Below are 14,734 nucleotides of genomic sequence, written 5' to 3'. Positions count from 1 at the left end.
TATGGTTCTCATAACAATATGGACGAGGATGCATATGCTGATCGACGTGCACGCCCACCTGGTCTCGCCGGGCATGCTGAACCGCCACGCGTTCTGGGGTCCCTTCATGAAGATGCAGGGGCTGACGGTCGGCCATTTCTCGCTCGGCACCAAGCAGCCGACCAAGGCCGCCAGCGATGCGGAGGCCGAGGCGAACCTGCTGGCGCGCATGACGCATGCGGCGCGGATCAAGCTGATGGACGCGCGCGGCGTCGACAAGCTGGTGCTGTCGGTGCCGTCGCACGCGTTCATGTATTGGGCGGGCGAATTCGGCAACGACTATGCCCGGATCTGCAATGACGAACTCGCCGCCTTCTGCCGGGTCATGCCCGATCGCTTCGATTTCTGGGCGCACGCCAATCTGGCGGATCCGGCGGCCGCGGTCGTCGAGATCGATCGCGCGGTCCGCGTGCTCGGCGCCAAGGGCCTGTGCGTCGGCGGCACCAATTTCGACGGGATCCAGACCTATGACGAACGGCTGTTCCCGGTCTGGGAAAAGCTCGCCGAGCTCGACGTCCCAATCATGGTCCACGGCTTCAACCAGTCGATCTATCTGGGCGAACGGCATCACGAGGATCGGTTCGAGACGACCTCGATCGTCGGCGACTGCGTCGATGAGACGCTGTTCTTCTGGTATTTGATCTGCGGCGGCGCGCTCGATGCGTTCCCGACGCTGAAATCCTATATCACCCATGCTGGCGGCATGGCGGTGTTCCAGCTCGGGCGGCTGTCCGAACTCAACGGCGCGATGGCGCCCGATGCGCGCAACCAGCGGCCGCTGCTCGACTACATGCCCAATTTCTACTTCGATCTCGACGTCCATCATCCGGCGCTGCGGCGCGGCGTGGTCGAGGTCGTCGGGACCGACCGGCTGGTCTACGGCACGAATTTCGGCGGCGCCTATGATCATGGCGACCTGACCGCGGGCATTGGCCTGTCCGAAGCCGACCGCGAGAAGATACGCAGCACCAACGCGATCGAGATGCTGAAGCTCGACGTCGGCGGCGCAAGGGCCGTGGCTGCGTGAACCCGAACTCCAGGAGAGACACGATGGCTACCGCATTGGACACCGAAGACACGCGCGCGATGGCGAAGAGCTTCCAGTCCGTCAGCGACAATTTCGGCGGATCGCTCGAGGATCCGTTGCCTTTCTATCGCGAACGCATGCGCGAGACGCCGGTCATGAAGGGCGACATCCTCGAGGAACTGGGCGTCCCGCCGATCTTCGGGAATGCCAAGGGGCGGCCGGTCTACACGCTGTTCCGCCATGCCGATATCGGCGCGGTGCTGCGCGACGAGGATTCCTTCACGAGCAGCCTGATCGGCGAGGGGCTCGGCAGCTTCATGGGCACGTTCATGCTGACCGCGATGGACGGCGCTTATCATCGCCGCATGCGTGCGCTGCTGCAGCCGTGCTTCATGCCGCCGGTGCTGAAGGAATGGCGCGAATCGCTGATCGAGCCGGTCATCCGCGACGAATTCATCGGCCCGCTGGTGCCGCGCGGCAAGGCGGACCTCATCAAGGATGTCGGCCTGGGGTTCCCGGTACGCGTGATCTACGCGATCCTCGGCTTTCCCGACGATCCCGCGGGCATGGAGGTCTTCGCCACGATGGCGCTCAAGATCCTGTCCGGCCCGAAGCGCGATCCCGAGGAAGCCATGCGCGCCCGCACCGAGGCGCTGGCGGCGTCGCAGGCGCTCCACGATCACGTGAAGCCACTGGTGGAGAAGCGCCGCGCCGAAGGCTCCAAGGGCAATGACCTGATTGGCCGCCTGCTGCGCACCGAGCATGAAGGTGTCACCCTGTCCGACGAGCAGGTGACGGATTTCGTCCGCATGCTGCTGCCCGCCGCGGCGGAGACCACAACGCGGACGTTCGGCAGCCTGATGATTCTCCTGCTCGAACGTCCGGAGCTGCTGGCCCGCGTCCGCGCGGATCGCAAGCTGATCGGGAAGGCTATCGACGAGGCTGTACGGTACGAACCCGTCGCCACCTTCAAGGCGCGCGAGGCCGCGCGCGATGTCGAGATCGGCGGGGTCGCGATTCCCGAGGGCTCGATCGTGTCGATGGTGATCCAGACCGCGAATCGCGATCCGGAGGTGTTCGACGATCCGGACACGTTCGACATCGATCGCCGGCCGAAACCCAGCTTCGGCTTCGGCTACGGCGTCCACATGTGCATCGGGCTGTTCGTCGCGAAGGCCGAGATCGAGGCGGCGGTCAACGCAGTGTTCGATCTGCTGCCCAACATCCGCTTCGACCCCGACACGCCGCCGCCGCGGATCAAGGGCGTCGGCCTGCGCGGCCCGGATTCGGTCCATGTTGTCTGGGACGTTCCATGAAGCCGACCATCGCCATCCTCGGCGCCGGTCCGTTGCTCGGCCTTTCGGTCGCGCGTGCGTTCGGTTCGCAGGGCTATGCGGTGGCGCTGATCGCGCGGCGTCAGGCGTCGCTCGACGCGATGGTCGACGAACTGGGGGAGGCCGGCATCGAAGCCGTCGGCTTCGTCGCGGACCTGACCCACGCGGCGCAGCTCGTCGCCGCGTTCGCGGCGATCAAAGCGCGGTTCGGGCGGGTCGACGTGCTCGAATTCAGCCCGCTGGCGATGGCGTTCGTGCCGCCGTCGCAGGTGACGGCGGAAACGGCGCGATCGGCGTTCGAATTCCTGACCGTCGGCGCCATCAACGCGGTACGGCAGGTGCTGCCGGACATGCAGGCACGCGACGAGGGCGCGCTGCTGTTCGCCAGCGGCCGGTCCTCGCTGCTGCCGATGAAGCTGCTCGGCTCGATGGGGCTCGGCGCGGCGGCGCTACGCAATTATGTCTACAGTCTCGCCGAAGAGCTGAAGGACAGCGGCATCTATGTCGGCACCGTCCCCGTTTTCGCGCGGATGGACCGCGCCGCCGCTGATGCCGTGGCTGCGCTGTACCTCAACATGATCGCCGCGCGCGACCGGATCGAATGCGTCTATGGCGACGACGCCGCGGCCTGCGAGATCGCCGCGATCACGCAGCGCGCCGCGCCGTTCGTGCTGCCGTGCGGCTGACCGCGCTCTATATCAACCCCGCATAGGCGCCGCCGTCGATCTGCAAATTCTGCCCGGTGACATACCCGGCCTGCGCGGAACACAAATACGCGCAGGCGTCGCCGAATTCATCGGGCGTGCCGAACCGGCCAGCCGGTATCGGCCGCAGCATCTCGGCACGCGCCGCCAGCTCGTCAATCCCGCCGTGCCGCGCCACGCGCGCGATCATGCCCTGCAGCCTGGCGGTCTCAATCCGTTCGGGCAGTAGATTGTTGATCGTGACGTTGTCGCACGTCACCTCGCGCGACAGCGCCTTGGCAAACGCCGTCAGGCCCGCCCGCGACGCGGTCGACAGCCCCATCGGTAGCTGCGGCGACTTCACCATCGCCGAGGTGATGTTGACGATCCGCCCGAACCGCCGCGCGCGCATGCCCGGCACGACCTGCGTGATCAACAGGATGGCGGCCAACATGTTGGCCTGCAGCGCAGCGATCCAGGCGTCCTCGTCCCAGCGATCGTACCGCCCCGGCGCCGGGCCGCCATTGTTCGTCACCAGGATGTCGATAGTGGGGGCCGCGGCCATCAGCGCCGCGCGGCCTTCCGCGGTGGCAACGTCTGCAATTACGGGTATTACCGTTCCACCATGGACTGCTATGGTATCGCGTGCCTCCCGCAAGACGGCGGGATCGCGCCCGTTGATGACGACATGACATCCCTCTCGCGCGAACGCGCTCGCACAGGCGAACCCCAATCCACGCGACGAAGCGCATATCAGTGCTGTCCTTCCGGACAGTCCCAGATTCATCATTCTTTCCCTACGCCAATGATCGGCAACGTTAGAAGTACCGGTAGCTGAAGCGTATGAGTCAGATTTTTTTTGTAAACCAATCTCTGCATTGATCGAGAGGAGCCGCCAGTTTCCTCCAGATCGTCCAGCAAGTTGATCGCCTGCGCGAACGGATAGCATTCCACAGTCGGACTGAGGGGCTCCGTCAAACCAAATGCACCAGGTGTCCTGATGCGCTGAACGGAGTAGGGCGGGGGCATGCCCCGCGCTGACTCTGTCAGACCAACGTGGCACCACGCGGTCCGCGCTGACAATTGGCTCGCATGAGCCGCAAATCCAGAGCACTTCCGCCAAGCCCGTTCCGCCGGTTCAACTCCTCGCCCGAGGTAATCCGCCTGGTGGTGATGATGTACGTCCGTTTTCCGCTCAGCTTGCGGAACGTGGAGGATCTGCTGTTCGAGCGCGGCATCGACATTTGCCACGAGACGGTACGGATGTGGTGGAACAGGTTCGGGCCGATGTTCGCAGGTGACATCCGCCGCCAGCGGATCAACCGGATGGGCGGCTTCCGTCACTGGCGCTAGCACATGGACGAAATGTACGTGAAGCTGAATGGCGAGATGGTGTACCTGTGGCGTGCGGTCGATCACGAGGGCGAGATCCTCGAAAGCTACATCACCAAGACCCGCGATAAGGACGCAGCGCTCACCTTCATGAAGAAGGCGCTCAAGCGTCATGGCTCGCCTGACAAGATCACCACCGATGGGCTTCGCTCGTACCGCGCAGCGATGAAGGACCTGGGCAACGCTGACAAGCAGGAGGTGGGGCGCTGGGCGAACAACCGGGTGGAGAACAGCCACCTGCAGTTCCGACGACGAGAACGTGCGATGCAACGTTTCAGGCGGATGAAGACGCTACAAAAATTCGCTTCCGTCCACGCCAACGTCCACAACCATTTCAGCCTCGAACGTCATCTCGTCGATCGGCAGACCTACAAGGACCGACGCTCCGCAGCGCTTGCGGAGTGGCAGATCCTCGCGAGCTAAGCCGCTGCGCTCAAAGCCCCTTGTGCATCTTGTGGAGAGCGGTTCGCGTTAGACTGACAGCACCATCCGGCCCCTTGGCATCGAGCAGGTGTTGGAGCGTCTCGAACATGTGTGTGTCGCGCAAATTCCAGCTCTCCGCGCCGCCATAATACATGATCCGGTAATAGCGCTCGGCCGAGGCGATCAGCCGCGCGTTCTGCGCTGCGTCGAGGAAGGCGTCGCTGTCACCCTTCCCATAGTCGAGCCGCTTGCGGAGCAGCGCCTGGCATTGCTCGATCACCGCCTCCTCGCACTCGGCATAGCCTCGGCTCAGCGCGGCGCGGCCGTAAGTGGCAGGATTCTTCTGCCACGGGGTAAGACAGCCGTAGCGCTCGCGGGCGACCTTCGCCGCTTCCGGATCGACCCGGTCTAGATAATCGAGCACGGCACCAATCGATGCGGACATGTTGTAGATGTCGAGCCCGTAGAAGCCGGCACGCCGGCTCCTCTCGGCGATGCCCGCGTTGTGCTCGCGCAACCAGTGGATAAACGCTTGCACGTCCGTGTTGCGCCACATCCACGTCGGGAAGCGCTCAAAGGGCTTCTCGGCGCCCGCACGCGGCTCGCGATGACGCACGTAGCGATCGACCGTCGCCGCGTCGGGCCAGTCCGCTTCTACCGCCACGATGGTGAAGCCGTAATGCTCCACCAGATGGCGCGTGATCGCGGCGCGGGCGCGGTAGAATTCGCTCGTCCCATGACTCGCCTCGCCGAGCAGCACCACTCGTCGGTCGGCGTAGCGATCGAACAGGCGACCGAAGGCGGGATCGTCGAAGTCGGGCAGCGGCTCGGCCGCCCCGGCGATCATCTCCGGTACCGTCTGCTTGCGCGATGCGCCCGGGGAATGATTGCTCGCAGAACGGTGCCCGTCCTCCGCCCGGCCGTGGGCGCCAATCAGCGGCACGAAGGTGACCGCGCCAAGGCTCTCCTCCTCGAACCGATCCTCCGCTACGCGCGTCACCTTGCAAAGCGTCTGCACGTCAGGCTCGCCGACCGGCATGACAAGCCGTCCGCCGATCCTAAGCTGCTGCTTCAGCGTCTCCGGCACCTCCGAGCCGCCGGCGGCGACAAGGATCGCGTCGAACGGTGCCTCTTCCGGCAGTCCGAGGGTGCCGTCGCCCTCGCGCACATCGACATTGTCGTAGCCGAGGGCGGACATCCTCGCGCGCGCCAACCGCGCCAGCTCGCCGTGCCGCTCGATCGCGATGACACGGCCGGCCACTTGGCCCAGCACCGCTGCCGCGTAGCCGGATCCTGCGCCGACCTCGAGCACATGGTCTCCCGGACCGATTTCGGCCGCCTCGACCATGGCGGCGACGACATAGGGCTGGGAGATGGTCTGCCCGACCTCGATCGGCAGCGGCCCGTCCTCAAAGGCGAATTCGACCAGGCCCTCAGGCACGAACCGCTCGCGCGCCACCGCGCGCATGGCGTCGAGCACTGCGGCGTCCCGCACGCCGCGGCGGGCGATTTGGACGTCGACCATGCGCCGAAGTGTTTCCTCGTGATCGCTCACGACATCAGCTCTTCGATTTATGTTCCGGCTTGCCCTTGCGCTTGGTGTGGGCAAGCTCCTCCAGCTGATTCTCGCTCATGGATTTCTCCATGGTCTTGGACGCGCCCCTGAGCTTCGACTCAGGCTGATCGCCACGCTTCGCGCTGAGCGCGGCGCCGGCTGCCTTCTGTTGTGCGGCGGATTTGGCAGGCATCTTCGCTTCTCCTCTTGTCTGCCAAAGTCAACGCGTTAGCGGCAAGGCAGTGCCCCGGACTGATCCATGTGGGTCAATTGGCGAAAGCTGCGGAGACCTCGTCCAACAGCATCTGCTCCCCGCCGTCGTAGCGTGGCGAAAAGTGGAACGGCTCCACGCGCCGCGCCCCGCACGCCCGGGCGATCTCGCCGGCGGCGGTCGTGGTCAGATGCGCCCGAGCGGCGGCGCGTTCAGCGTCGGCAGCGGAGAAACTGGCCTCGATGAACAGCAGGTCGGCGTCGCGACAGAGCCCGACGATTGCCGCACGGTTCGCGGGCGTGTCGGCAACGTCGGTGGCGTAGCCGATCTTCTGCCCGCGCTCGACGCTGACCAGCGCCCGGAGCTCAGCGAGGGGCGCGGTCCCGCCGTCAGGCAGGGCGATAAGCGTATCGTCGGGCGATCCCGCGCGCACCGCCTCCTTGAGCGGCTTGAGCCATGGACCGATCGCCAAACCCGCCGCCTCGACGCGATTGCGCCAGATGTTGATATGGATTGGCTCCTCGACCAGGAAGCCGAGGCAGGGGCCGTGATGGGCCAGGACGGCGGTCCGCAACCGCCAGTGCGTCGTCGCGAGGATCGCCTCGCCCGACCTTTCGCGCTCCGGTTCGGGAGCGAAACCGCGCGAGAAGCGGAAGCGCGTCGCTGCAACCCTGCCGGCGGCGATGACCTCGTGGACCACGAACACCAACTCGGTCGCGTAGCGGTCGACCAGATCCCAGCTGTAGCCAGCCAGCTTCGCACCGATGCATCCTGTCACGCCAACAGGGCCGATCAGGTCGATGACAGCGTCGCGGCCGACATTCACCCGCAGCAGCGCGTCGAAGCCAATCAGGTGATCGATGTGCATGTGCGACACGCACACCGCCCGAACGCGCAGCAGGTCGCGTGCGCTGAGCGCCGACAGATCGCCGCAATCCAGCAGAATGGCGGCGCGCTCGTGCGCCACCTCGATGAACACGGCAGGATCGCCGAACCGGCCGTTGACCAAGCTGGGTCGGAGGCTCGGCGTCACTTATTTGTTTGTTCGTCCCAGATCGCCTTCACGCGCTTCGCCGTTCGGGCCGGCGCCGTTCTCGACGTCGCCCTCCTGCGTGTTGTCGGCCTCCAGCAGATCGGGGTCTTCGCCGGTGCGCTGCAAGCCCGGCGACTGACCGACGCCCGGATCATCCTCAAGGTCGCTGGTAAAAGGACCTTCGTCGCCGGATTTGTCATGCTTGGTCGTGCTCATGATCGCTCTCCTGACCGTCTCAACAATTCCCGGCGCGATCATCCGTTCCGACGGTCAAGTGACTGAACTCGTTCGGCTCGCGTCCGTTCTGGCTGAATGACCATCCCGCGCCTTCGAACAGTGGACAGCACACGCGCCTTCTTTCGCGAAGGCTATCGCTTTGTAGGCAATCGCTGTGCCGAACTCGACACCGACGCCTTCGCAACGCGCATCATGCTCCGCCAGGTGGTGTGCATGATGGGCGAGGATGCGGCGCGGCAATTCTACGACGGCCATCACTTCACCCGCTCGGGGGCGATGCCAACGACCACGCTGCGCCAGTTGCAGGACAAGGGTAGCGTACAGTCGCTCGACGGCGCGGCCCATGCCGCCCGCAAGGCGCTGTTCCTCCAACTGCTCACCGGGAGCGAGGTCACGCACATCGGCGATCTATTCGAAACACGCCTTGCTGCGGCTTTCAAGCGTTGGCGCAAGACAGGCCCGATCGTGCTGCACGATGCAGTCGCGGAAGTTCTTTGCGACGCTGCTTGCGCCTGGGCTGGCGTGCCGGTGGCCGGAGAGACGTTGGCAGCGCGCACGCGCGAAATGACGGCGATGATCGATGGTGCCGGCACCGCCGGTCCGCGCGCCTGGCGCGGGCTGATGCTGCGTCGACGCAGCGAGCGATGGGCCCGTCGCGCCATCGCCGAGGTTCGCTGCCGCGACGCAGGTGGGCCGCCAACCTCCCCCATTGAGCGCCTCGCGCAATTCCATGATCAACACGGCAAGCCGCTGGATCTCACCACTGCCGGCGTAGAAGTGCTCAACCTCATCCGCCCGACGGTAGCCGTCGCCCGGTTTATCACGTTCGCGGCCCTCGCCCTTCACGAGCATGTCAACGCCGCGGCATGGCTGAGACATGATCTGGACGGCAGATTGCCGGCGTTCGTGTCGGAGGTTCGGCGCTTCTACCCGTTCTTCCCGGTCATCGGCGGACGCGTGCGACAGGCCTTTGTCTGGCGAGGCCGTCGGTTTGAACAGGGCGACTGGACGCTGCTGGGCCTCCACGCTACCAACCACGATCCGCGCCTTTGGGACGCTCCGGAGCAGTTCCGGCCCGACCGCTTTGTCGGTCGGGAGTCGAGCGGGTTCGATCTGGTGCCGCAGGGAGCGGGCGATCACGCGCGCGATCACCGCTGTCCGGGCGAGTGGTTCACCATCGAGTTGATCGGGCGTGCAATCCGGCAATTGCTGTCACAACAGTACGTGGTGCCGGAGCAGTTGCTTGCCGTTCCACTGAACCGCTTCCCTACGCTCCCATGCAGCCGCTTGATTATTCAGAGTTGCTAACGGCGTCTGCCTAGTCGGGTAGAATAGCGACACGCCCCAAGGCACGAAATTCCCGCACGGCCGCTACTCCTGCGATGCTGCTCATCCCCCAGCTGCGCTCAGCAACAGCATGAGCGATATCAGGCACATCAGCAGCAGCATTGACCAGAACGGTATCGGCTCCTGCCGTGTTATCAAGAGCGCTCGTCCACGCCGACCAGTGTACAAAGTGATGTGGCCTGTGCTGATGGATGATGCAGTGACCCACGCGATCACAGCGGCCATCAGCAAAGACAGTACCGTGGGGACCGCGATCATCAACGGGCTCTGCCGAATCGCGCCTTAATGGCCGCCTCTTGGGCGGCTTCGCACTCCACTCTGGTTGCAACATCTTTATGCCAGGCCTTGATCAGCTTAGCCGCGAGCTTCCGGCCCTTGTGGGCGTTCCTCGACGCCGATTCTGCAGATACTTCGGGCATACCGATGGTCCGATCGTCACGGTATTGGCCGAGATCGTCCGAACCGCCGATTACGGTGCTGTGATAACTAAGCATATCCTCATACGCTTTCAGTGCGAGCGGGTGGGGCCGTTCATTCACTGGGCATCCGTCCCGCTGAGGTTCAGCCGGCTTTCATCTCGGCGGCACGATTGATGCGCGCCTCCGCGATGCGGGTCAGCTTCTCGTCGGTCGCTTTTTCCTCGGCCAGCGTATCGGAAAGCACTGAGGCGCAATCCTCGCGCCCAAGCTCGCGTGCCCAAGCGATCAACGTGCCGTATTGGGCAATCTCATAATGCTCGACCATCTGGGCCCCGTACGCGAGGGCGGCATCCAGCACCTGCTTGTCGTCGATATCCGATGCGGTCGAATTGGCGGCCTTAATGATGCCATCGATCGCCGGGCACGTCGTTTCGTCGGGTTGTCGACCATGCATTTGGAACACCTGCTCCAACCGTGTCCGCTGGTTTTCAGTTTCGCGGAGATGCTGTTCGAAGCCGCTGCGCAAATCGGGGTTGGTGGCCATGTCGATCATTTTGGGCAGCGTCTCGGCGATCTGACGCTCGGCGTAGTAGATCGTCTTGAGGCCGTGGACGAACAGGTCGTCGAGGGTGTGCGTGGTACTACCGAAAATGCCCATGAGATTGCATCCTCCTGCCGGCTTGAGTGGATATTCGCCGGTAATTGCTCGGCAGTAACTCGCCGATCAGAAGTAACGTTGCACTGATTGTCGGCGTACTGCGCAAAAAATACGATAGAAATTTGACGACGCGTGAGGAGGGGGCAGTTCACAAAGGTGCAGAATTTGATTTACGCAGGACGACTTGCAACATTTATTATAAATCCAAGTTAAATGAAAATAGATACTGCCTTATAGAGGGAACCTGCCGCCGAAAATCGCGCTTCATGCTGACAACCTCCTCATCAAAGGTTTGACGGCAATGAAAGCAGTAGTCTGGCACGGCGTCGGTGACATCCGCCTCGACGACGTCCCCGAGCCCACTCTAGAGCAGCCGACGGACGCGATCGTTCGCCTCACCGCCAGCGCCATCTGCGGTACCGACCTGCACTTCGTGCGTGGCACGTTCAGCGGCATGAAGAAGGGCCAGGTGCTCGGCCACGAAGGCGTTGGCATCGTCGAGGCGGTCGGGGCCGAGGTGAAGACGATCCGGGTCGGCCAGCGGGTCATCATCCCTTCCACTGTCGGCTGCGGCCATTGCCAGTTCTGCGACAACGGCTTCTTTGCGCAATGTGACAACGCCAACCCGATGGGCAAGCGTGCGGGCACCGTGTTTTTCGGCGGACCGGAGGCCGCAGGCAATCTGAAGGGGCTGCAGGCGGAGAAGGCGCGCACACCCTGGGCGGATACGAACCTGGTTCCTGTGCCGGACGAGATCGGCGACGATCAGGCGATCATGCTCAGCGACATCCTACCGACCGGCTGGTTCGGCGCGGATCTGGCCGAGATAGAGCCGGGAGACCATGTCCTCGTTTTAGGTTGCGGTCCGGTCGGCCAGATGGCGATCGCATCGGCGATCGTCATGGGCGGCAAGGTGATCGCGGTCGATCGCTTGTCCGACCGCCTGGACATGGCACTGCGCCAGGGAGCGCAGGTGATCAACTTCGACGAGGCCGACGTGCCCGATGCGGTGCTGAAACTGACCGATGGCGACGGCGCGCGGCGTGTGATCGACGCGGTCGGGGTCGACGCGCAGCACGCGCATGCCGGCCCGGACGCACCTAGCCTGCTCGGCAAGGCAAAGGAGGCGGTCGAGCAGTACGTCATCGAGCCGATGGCCAACAACCATGGATCGCACTTCGTCGCCGGCGACAATCCCAGCCAGGCGCTCGACTGGGCGGTCGAGTGCGTCGCCAAGGGCGGCACGATATCGATTATCGGCGTGTACCCACCCACCGACCGCATGTTCCCGATCGGCACGGCGATGAACAAGAACGTCACCGTCCGCATGGGGAACTGCAACCATCGCCGCTACTACGACGTGTTGCTCGACCATGTGCGCTCGGGAAGGCTCGATCCGGTCAAGATTCTGACCCAGACTGAGCCGATGACCGGCGCGATCGATGCCTACAAGGCGTTCGACGAGCGCCAGCCTGGCTGGATCAAGGTCGAGCTGGAACCCGCCACGTGACCGCGCCCTCGGTCTGGCGCGGTGCGCTGCGGGCTTGGCGGCCGGTCTCGTGGCAGCCGCCGCGATGGATCTGTTGCAGCGGGGCGTTGCGATGTTGCAGGACAGCGACAGTAGCGACGAATGTGCGACCGCACGCGCTGCCGATGCGGTGAGCGAGGCTGCAACGGGTGAGCCGGTGCCGGAGCCGCGCAAGGCAGCTGCAGGCCAGGCCGTGCACTACGGCTTCGGTGTATTGCTCGGGATGGGATACGGCGTGGTTGCCGAATATTGGTGCCCGGCAACGGCCGCCGCGGGCGCACCCTTCGGTCTCGCGACGCGGCGTTGCTAGACGAGGCCGCCGTGCCGCTTGCCGGTCTGGGCGACGCACCGTGGAAAGCCCCTGCATCGACACACGCCTAGCCGCCTATCTCTATACGCTGACATGACAGCGCGGAGACGAACACCTTTTGAAATCAGCACGTTAAAGCGTGAGCTGCGGAGGAGCACCGATCATGACCGATGAGAAGGACACGGTTCATTATGAGGGATCCGAGGGCGGCTGGGGCTCCGTACGCGGGATCGTCGAGACCTTCGCCAGGGAAGGAAGCCGCCCCGCCGCGCTCGACACCCTGCGGCGGCAGAACAAGCCGGGCGGCTTCATGTGCGTCTCGTGTGCCTATACCAAGCCCGCGCACCCGCATGCCTTCGAATTTTGCGAGAACGGCGCCAAGGCGACGCTCTGGGACCTGACGAGCCGCCGCTGCACGCCCGATTTCTTCGCGGAACACACGGTGAGCGAACTCAAGGACTGGAAGGATCATGACCTGGAGCAGACGGGTCGGCTGACGCATCCTATGCGCTACGACCATGCGTCCGACCGCTACGTTCCCTGCGAATGGCAGGAGGCGTTCGACGCGATCGGCGCCGCGCTACGGGCGATCGACCCGGGGGCGGCGGTGTTCTATTCGTCGGGCCGCGCGAGCCTGGAGACCGCCTATCTCTACGCCCTGTTCGCCCGGCTGTACGGGCACAACAACCTGCCCGATTCGTCCAACATGTGTCACGAGACGACCTCGGTCGGGCTGAAGAAGGTGATCGGCTCGCCGGTCGGCACCACGGTGCTCGACGACTTCAGCCTGTGCGATGCGATCTTCTTCTTCGGGCAGAACCCCGGCACCAACAGCCCGCGGCTGCTCCATCCCTTGCAGGAATGCGTGCGCCGGGGTGTGAAGATCGTGACGTTCAACCCGGTCCTCGAGACAGGGCTGGAGAGCTTCAAGAACCCGCAAAGTCCGCTCGAGATGCTGACGCCCAAGGCAACGCAGATCTCGCACCTCTATCTGCAGGTAAAGGCGGGCGGCGACATCGCGGCAATCATGGGGATGATCAAGCACGTGTTCGCCGCCGAGGAGCGAAAATGGTCCGAGAGCAAGCATCATGTCCTCGACGTCGACTTCATCGCTCAGCACACCACCGGGTTCGAGGCGGTCAAGGCGAAAGCGGACGCGACGGGTTGGGACGAAATTGAGCACGAATCCGGGCTGGCGCGGGCTGATATCGAAGAAGCCGCCGACGTCTACATCGCCGCGCATCGCACCATCTGCATCTACGGCATGGGCCTGACCCAGCAGGTGCATGGGTTCCAGAACCTGGCGATGCTGGTCAATCTGATGCTGATGAAGGGCAATATCGGGCGCGACGGCACCGGTATGTCGCCGATGCGCGGGCACTCCAACGTGCAGGGGCAGCGCACCGTCGGAATCTCCGAGAAGCCCGAACTGGTGCCGTTGGACGCGCTCGCCGAACAGTTCGGGTTCGAGCCGCCCCGCGACGAGGGCTTGAATACCGTCAAAGCGTGCGAGGGAATCCTTTCGCGCCAGGTGAAGGCGTTCATCGGCCTGGGCGGCAATTTCGTCCGCGCGGTACCCGAGCGCGAACAGATGGAAGCGGCATGGCCCGACCTCCAGCTGACCGTGCAGATCGCGACCAAGCTCAACCGCAGCCACCTGATCAACGGGGCACAAGCGTATCTGCTGCCATGCCTCAGCCGCACGGAGGAGGATGTCCAGGCGTCGGGGCCGCAGAAGGTGACGATGGAGGATACTTTCAGCTGCATCCACGGATCGGTCGGCAAGGCGTCACCGGCCAGCCCTGACCTGCTGTCCGAACCCGCCATCGTCGCTGGCATCGCCAAGGCGACGGTGCCGCCGAACTCTAAGGTCGACTGGAACGGCTGGGTATCGGACTACGACCGCATTCGCGACCTTATCGAGGCGACCTACCCCGAGCAGTTCCACGACTTTAACGAACGTGTCTTCACGCCCGGCGGCTTCTACCGCGGCAATCCCGCGCGCGAGCGGATCTGGAAAACTGAGAGTGGCAAAGCCCAGTTCACCGTGCCGACCAACATGAACGCCTTCGGCGTGGACGACGCGCCGGGCCGCTGGCGGCTGATCACCATGCGGTCGAACGACCAGTTCAATACCACGATCTACGGCTATTCTGATCGGCTTCGCGGAATCGAGGGCACGCGCGACGTGCTGCTGATGAACCCGGAGGACATAGCGGCAGCAGGGCTCGAAGAGGGTCAGGTGGTCGGCTTGGCCAGTGACGCCGGCGATGGCGTCGACCGGCAGGTCGGCGGTCTGACGGTCACGCCCTTCCTGCTGCCGCGCGGGTGCCTGGGCAGCTATTATCCGGAGATGAACCCGCTCATTCCGCTCTGGTACCACGACGAAGAGTCGAAGACTCCGGCCGCCAAGAGCGTGCCCGTGCGCATCGTCGCTTGAGGCGCAACGAACCGCCCGTCAGCAGTGGCCGCGGACGTGTCGGAGACGGCGGCGGTGCAGTCCACCACCGCCTCGGTCCCGGTTGCGGAGCGGAACGC

General features: G+C 64.4%; 16 protein-coding genes. 9 read left to right on the top strand and 7 right to left on the bottom strand.

What is annotated here, in order from left to right; genetic code table 11:
- Nucleotides 1-34: 34 nt before the first annotated feature.
- From LPN01_RS03330 to LPN01_RS03320, 3 genes are read left to right on the top strand one after another with little or no spacing between them, the layout of a single operon-like run.
- Nucleotides 35-1,066, top strand: coding sequence for an amidohydrolase family protein (locus LPN01_RS03330; RefSeq protein ID WP_262826909.1), 1,032 nt, complete (start codon nucleotides 35-37; stop codon nucleotides 1,064-1,066).
- A gap of 23 nt (nucleotides 1,067-1,089) precedes the next feature.
- A complete protein-coding gene (locus LPN01_RS03325; RefSeq protein ID WP_262826908.1) occupies nucleotides 1,090-2,382 on the top strand; it encodes a cytochrome P450 in 1,293 nt (430 codons plus the stop codon).
- Nucleotides 2,379-3,086, top strand: a complete 708-nt coding sequence (locus LPN01_RS03320; RefSeq protein ID WP_262826907.1) for an SDR family NAD(P)-dependent oxidoreductase — start codon at nucleotides 2,379-2,381, stop codon at nucleotides 3,084-3,086. The genes LPN01_RS03325 and LPN01_RS03320 overlap by 4 nt, the downstream gene beginning before the upstream one ends.
- 7 nt (nucleotides 3,087-3,093) lie before the next feature.
- On the opposite strand, the gene LPN01_RS03315 is transcribed toward LPN01_RS03320, so the two are convergent.
- Entirely contained in the window at nucleotides 3,094-3,870 is a 777-nt protein-coding gene (locus LPN01_RS03315; protein ID WP_262827067.1) for an SDR family oxidoreductase, read from the bottom strand.
- 305 nt (nucleotides 3,871-4,175) lie between these two features.
- On the opposite strand from LPN01_RS03315, the gene LPN01_RS03310 reads away from it, so the two are divergent.
- Nucleotides 4,176-4,436, top strand: coding sequence for a hypothetical protein (locus LPN01_RS03310; protein WP_262826906.1), 261 nt, complete (start codon nucleotides 4,176-4,178; stop codon nucleotides 4,434-4,436).
- 3 nt (nucleotides 4,437-4,439) lie between these two features.
- A complete protein-coding gene (locus LPN01_RS03305) occupies nucleotides 4,440-4,898 on the top strand; it encodes a DDE-type integrase/transposase/recombinase (protein WP_262826905.1) in 459 nt (152 codons plus the stop codon).
- Between the two features lie 10 nt (nucleotides 4,899-4,908).
- On the opposite strand, the gene LPN01_RS03300 is transcribed toward LPN01_RS03305, so the two are convergent.
- From LPN01_RS03300 to LPN01_RS03285, 4 genes are all read right to left on the bottom strand, one after another.
- Nucleotides 4,909-6,453, bottom strand: coding sequence for a protein-L-isoaspartate(D-aspartate) O-methyltransferase (locus LPN01_RS03300; RefSeq protein ID WP_262826904.1), 1,545 nt, complete (start codon nucleotides 6,451-6,453; stop codon nucleotides 4,909-4,911).
- 4 nt (nucleotides 6,454-6,457) lie between these two features.
- Nucleotides 6,458-6,646: a DUF3008 family protein gene (locus LPN01_RS03295; RefSeq protein WP_262826903.1), complete on the bottom strand. Its 189-nt coding sequence runs from the start codon at nucleotides 6,644-6,646 to the stop codon at nucleotides 6,458-6,460.
- A gap of 73 nt (nucleotides 6,647-6,719) precedes the next feature.
- Nucleotides 6,720-7,697 (bottom strand): MBL fold metallo-hydrolase, encoded by a 978-nt coding sequence (locus LPN01_RS03290; protein ID WP_262826902.1) that lies wholly within the window; start codon nucleotides 7,695-7,697, stop codon nucleotides 6,720-6,722.
- The gene (locus tag LPN01_RS03285) at nucleotides 7,698-7,913 is read right to left on the bottom strand and encodes a hypothetical protein (protein WP_262826900.1); all 216 of its coding nucleotides are present in this window, start codon (nucleotides 7,911-7,913) and stop codon (nucleotides 7,698-7,700) included.
- A 96-nt stretch (nucleotides 7,914-8,009) separates the two neighbouring features.
- Between LPN01_RS03285 and LPN01_RS03280 the strand changes: the two genes are divergently transcribed.
- A complete protein-coding gene (locus LPN01_RS03280; RefSeq protein ID WP_262826899.1) occupies nucleotides 8,010-9,242 on the top strand; it encodes a cytochrome P450 in 1,233 nt (410 codons plus the stop codon).
- A gap of 296 nt (nucleotides 9,243-9,538) precedes the next feature.
- Here LPN01_RS03280 and LPN01_RS03275 read toward each other — a convergent pair whose 3' ends face one another.
- Nucleotides 9,539-9,820, bottom strand: a complete 282-nt coding sequence (locus LPN01_RS03275) for a hypothetical protein (protein WP_262826898.1) — start codon at nucleotides 9,818-9,820, stop codon at nucleotides 9,539-9,541.
- Nucleotides 9,821-9,842: 22 nt separating this feature from the next.
- On the bottom strand, nucleotides 9,843-10,358 hold the full coding sequence (locus LPN01_RS03270) for a ferritin-like domain-containing protein (protein WP_262826897.1): 516 nt from the start codon (nucleotides 10,356-10,358) through the stop codon (nucleotides 9,843-9,845).
- 301 nt (nucleotides 10,359-10,659) lie between these two features.
- Here LPN01_RS03270 and LPN01_RS03265 point away from each other — a divergent pair, with 301 nt between their 5' ends.
- The 3 genes from LPN01_RS03265 (at nucleotide 10,660) to LPN01_RS03255 (ending at nucleotide 14,636) form a co-directional block, all read left to right on the top strand.
- Nucleotides 10,660-11,868 carry a zinc-dependent alcohol dehydrogenase gene (locus LPN01_RS03265; RefSeq protein ID WP_262827066.1) on the top strand — a complete coding sequence of 403 codons (1,209 nt, stop codon included), beginning with the start codon at nucleotides 10,660-10,662 and terminating at the stop codon, nucleotides 11,866-11,868.
- 64 nt (nucleotides 11,869-11,932) lie between these two features.
- Nucleotides 11,933-12,196, top strand: a complete 264-nt coding sequence (locus LPN01_RS03260) for a DUF1440 domain-containing protein (protein ID WP_262826896.1) — start codon at nucleotides 11,933-11,935, stop codon at nucleotides 12,194-12,196.
- A gap of 163 nt (nucleotides 12,197-12,359) precedes the next feature.
- A complete protein-coding gene (locus LPN01_RS03255; protein WP_262826895.1) occupies nucleotides 12,360-14,636 on the top strand; it encodes an FdhF/YdeP family oxidoreductase in 2,277 nt (758 codons plus the stop codon).
- Nucleotides 14,637-14,734: the final 98 nt, after the last annotated feature.

Origin of the sequence: Sphingomonas sp. A2-49 (assembly GCF_025548555.1) — a bacterium.
GTDB lineage: Bacteria > Pseudomonadota > Alphaproteobacteria > Sphingomonadales > Sphingomonadaceae > Sphingomonas.
This window is presented reverse-complemented; position numbering and strand designations above follow the sequence as displayed.

What these genes read in the sequence shown, in the direction of transcription:
- LPN01_RS03330 (WP_262826909.1), top strand. Translation starts at nt 35, where the DNA reads ATGCTGATCGACGTGCACGCCCACCTGGTCTCGCCGGGCATGCTGAAC.
- LPN01_RS03325 (WP_262826908.1), top strand. Translation starts at nt 1,090, where the DNA reads ATGGCTACCGCATTGGACACCGAAGACACGCGCGCGATGGCGAAGAGC.
- LPN01_RS03320 (WP_262826907.1), top strand. Translation starts at nt 2,379, where the DNA reads ATGAAGCCGACCATCGCCATCCTCGGCGCCGGTCCGTTGCTCGGCCTT.
- LPN01_RS03315 (WP_262827067.1), bottom strand. Translation starts at nt 3,870, where the DNA reads ATGAATCTGGGACTGTCCGGAAGGACAGCACTGATATGCGCTTCGTCG.
- LPN01_RS03310 (WP_262826906.1), top strand. Translation starts at nt 4,176, where the DNA reads ATGAGCCGCAAATCCAGAGCACTTCCGCCAAGCCCGTTCCGCCGGTTC.
- LPN01_RS03305 (WP_262826905.1), top strand. Translation starts at nt 4,440, where the DNA reads ATGGACGAAATGTACGTGAAGCTGAATGGCGAGATGGTGTACCTGTGG.
- LPN01_RS03295 (WP_262826903.1), bottom strand. Translation starts at nt 6,646, where the DNA reads ATGCCTGCCAAATCCGCCGCACAACAGAAGGCAGCCGGCGCCGCGCTC.
- LPN01_RS03285 (WP_262826900.1), bottom strand. Translation starts at nt 7,913, where the DNA reads ATGAGCACGACCAAGCATGACAAATCCGGCGACGAAGGTCCTTTTACC.
- LPN01_RS03280 (WP_262826899.1), top strand. Translation starts at nt 8,010, where the DNA reads ATGACCATCCCGCGCCTTCGAACAGTGGACAGCACACGCGCCTTCTTT.
- LPN01_RS03270 (WP_262826897.1), bottom strand. Translation starts at nt 10,358, where the DNA reads ATGGGCATTTTCGGTAGTACCACGCACACCCTCGACGACCTGTTCGTC.
- LPN01_RS03265 (WP_262827066.1), top strand. Translation starts at nt 10,660, where the DNA reads ATGAAAGCAGTAGTCTGGCACGGCGTCGGTGACATCCGCCTCGACGAC.
- LPN01_RS03260 (WP_262826896.1), top strand. Translation starts at nt 11,933, where the DNA reads ATGGATCTGTTGCAGCGGGGCGTTGCGATGTTGCAGGACAGCGACAGT.
- LPN01_RS03255 (WP_262826895.1), top strand. Translation starts at nt 12,360, where the DNA reads ATGACCGATGAGAAGGACACGGTTCATTATGAGGGATCCGAGGGCGGC.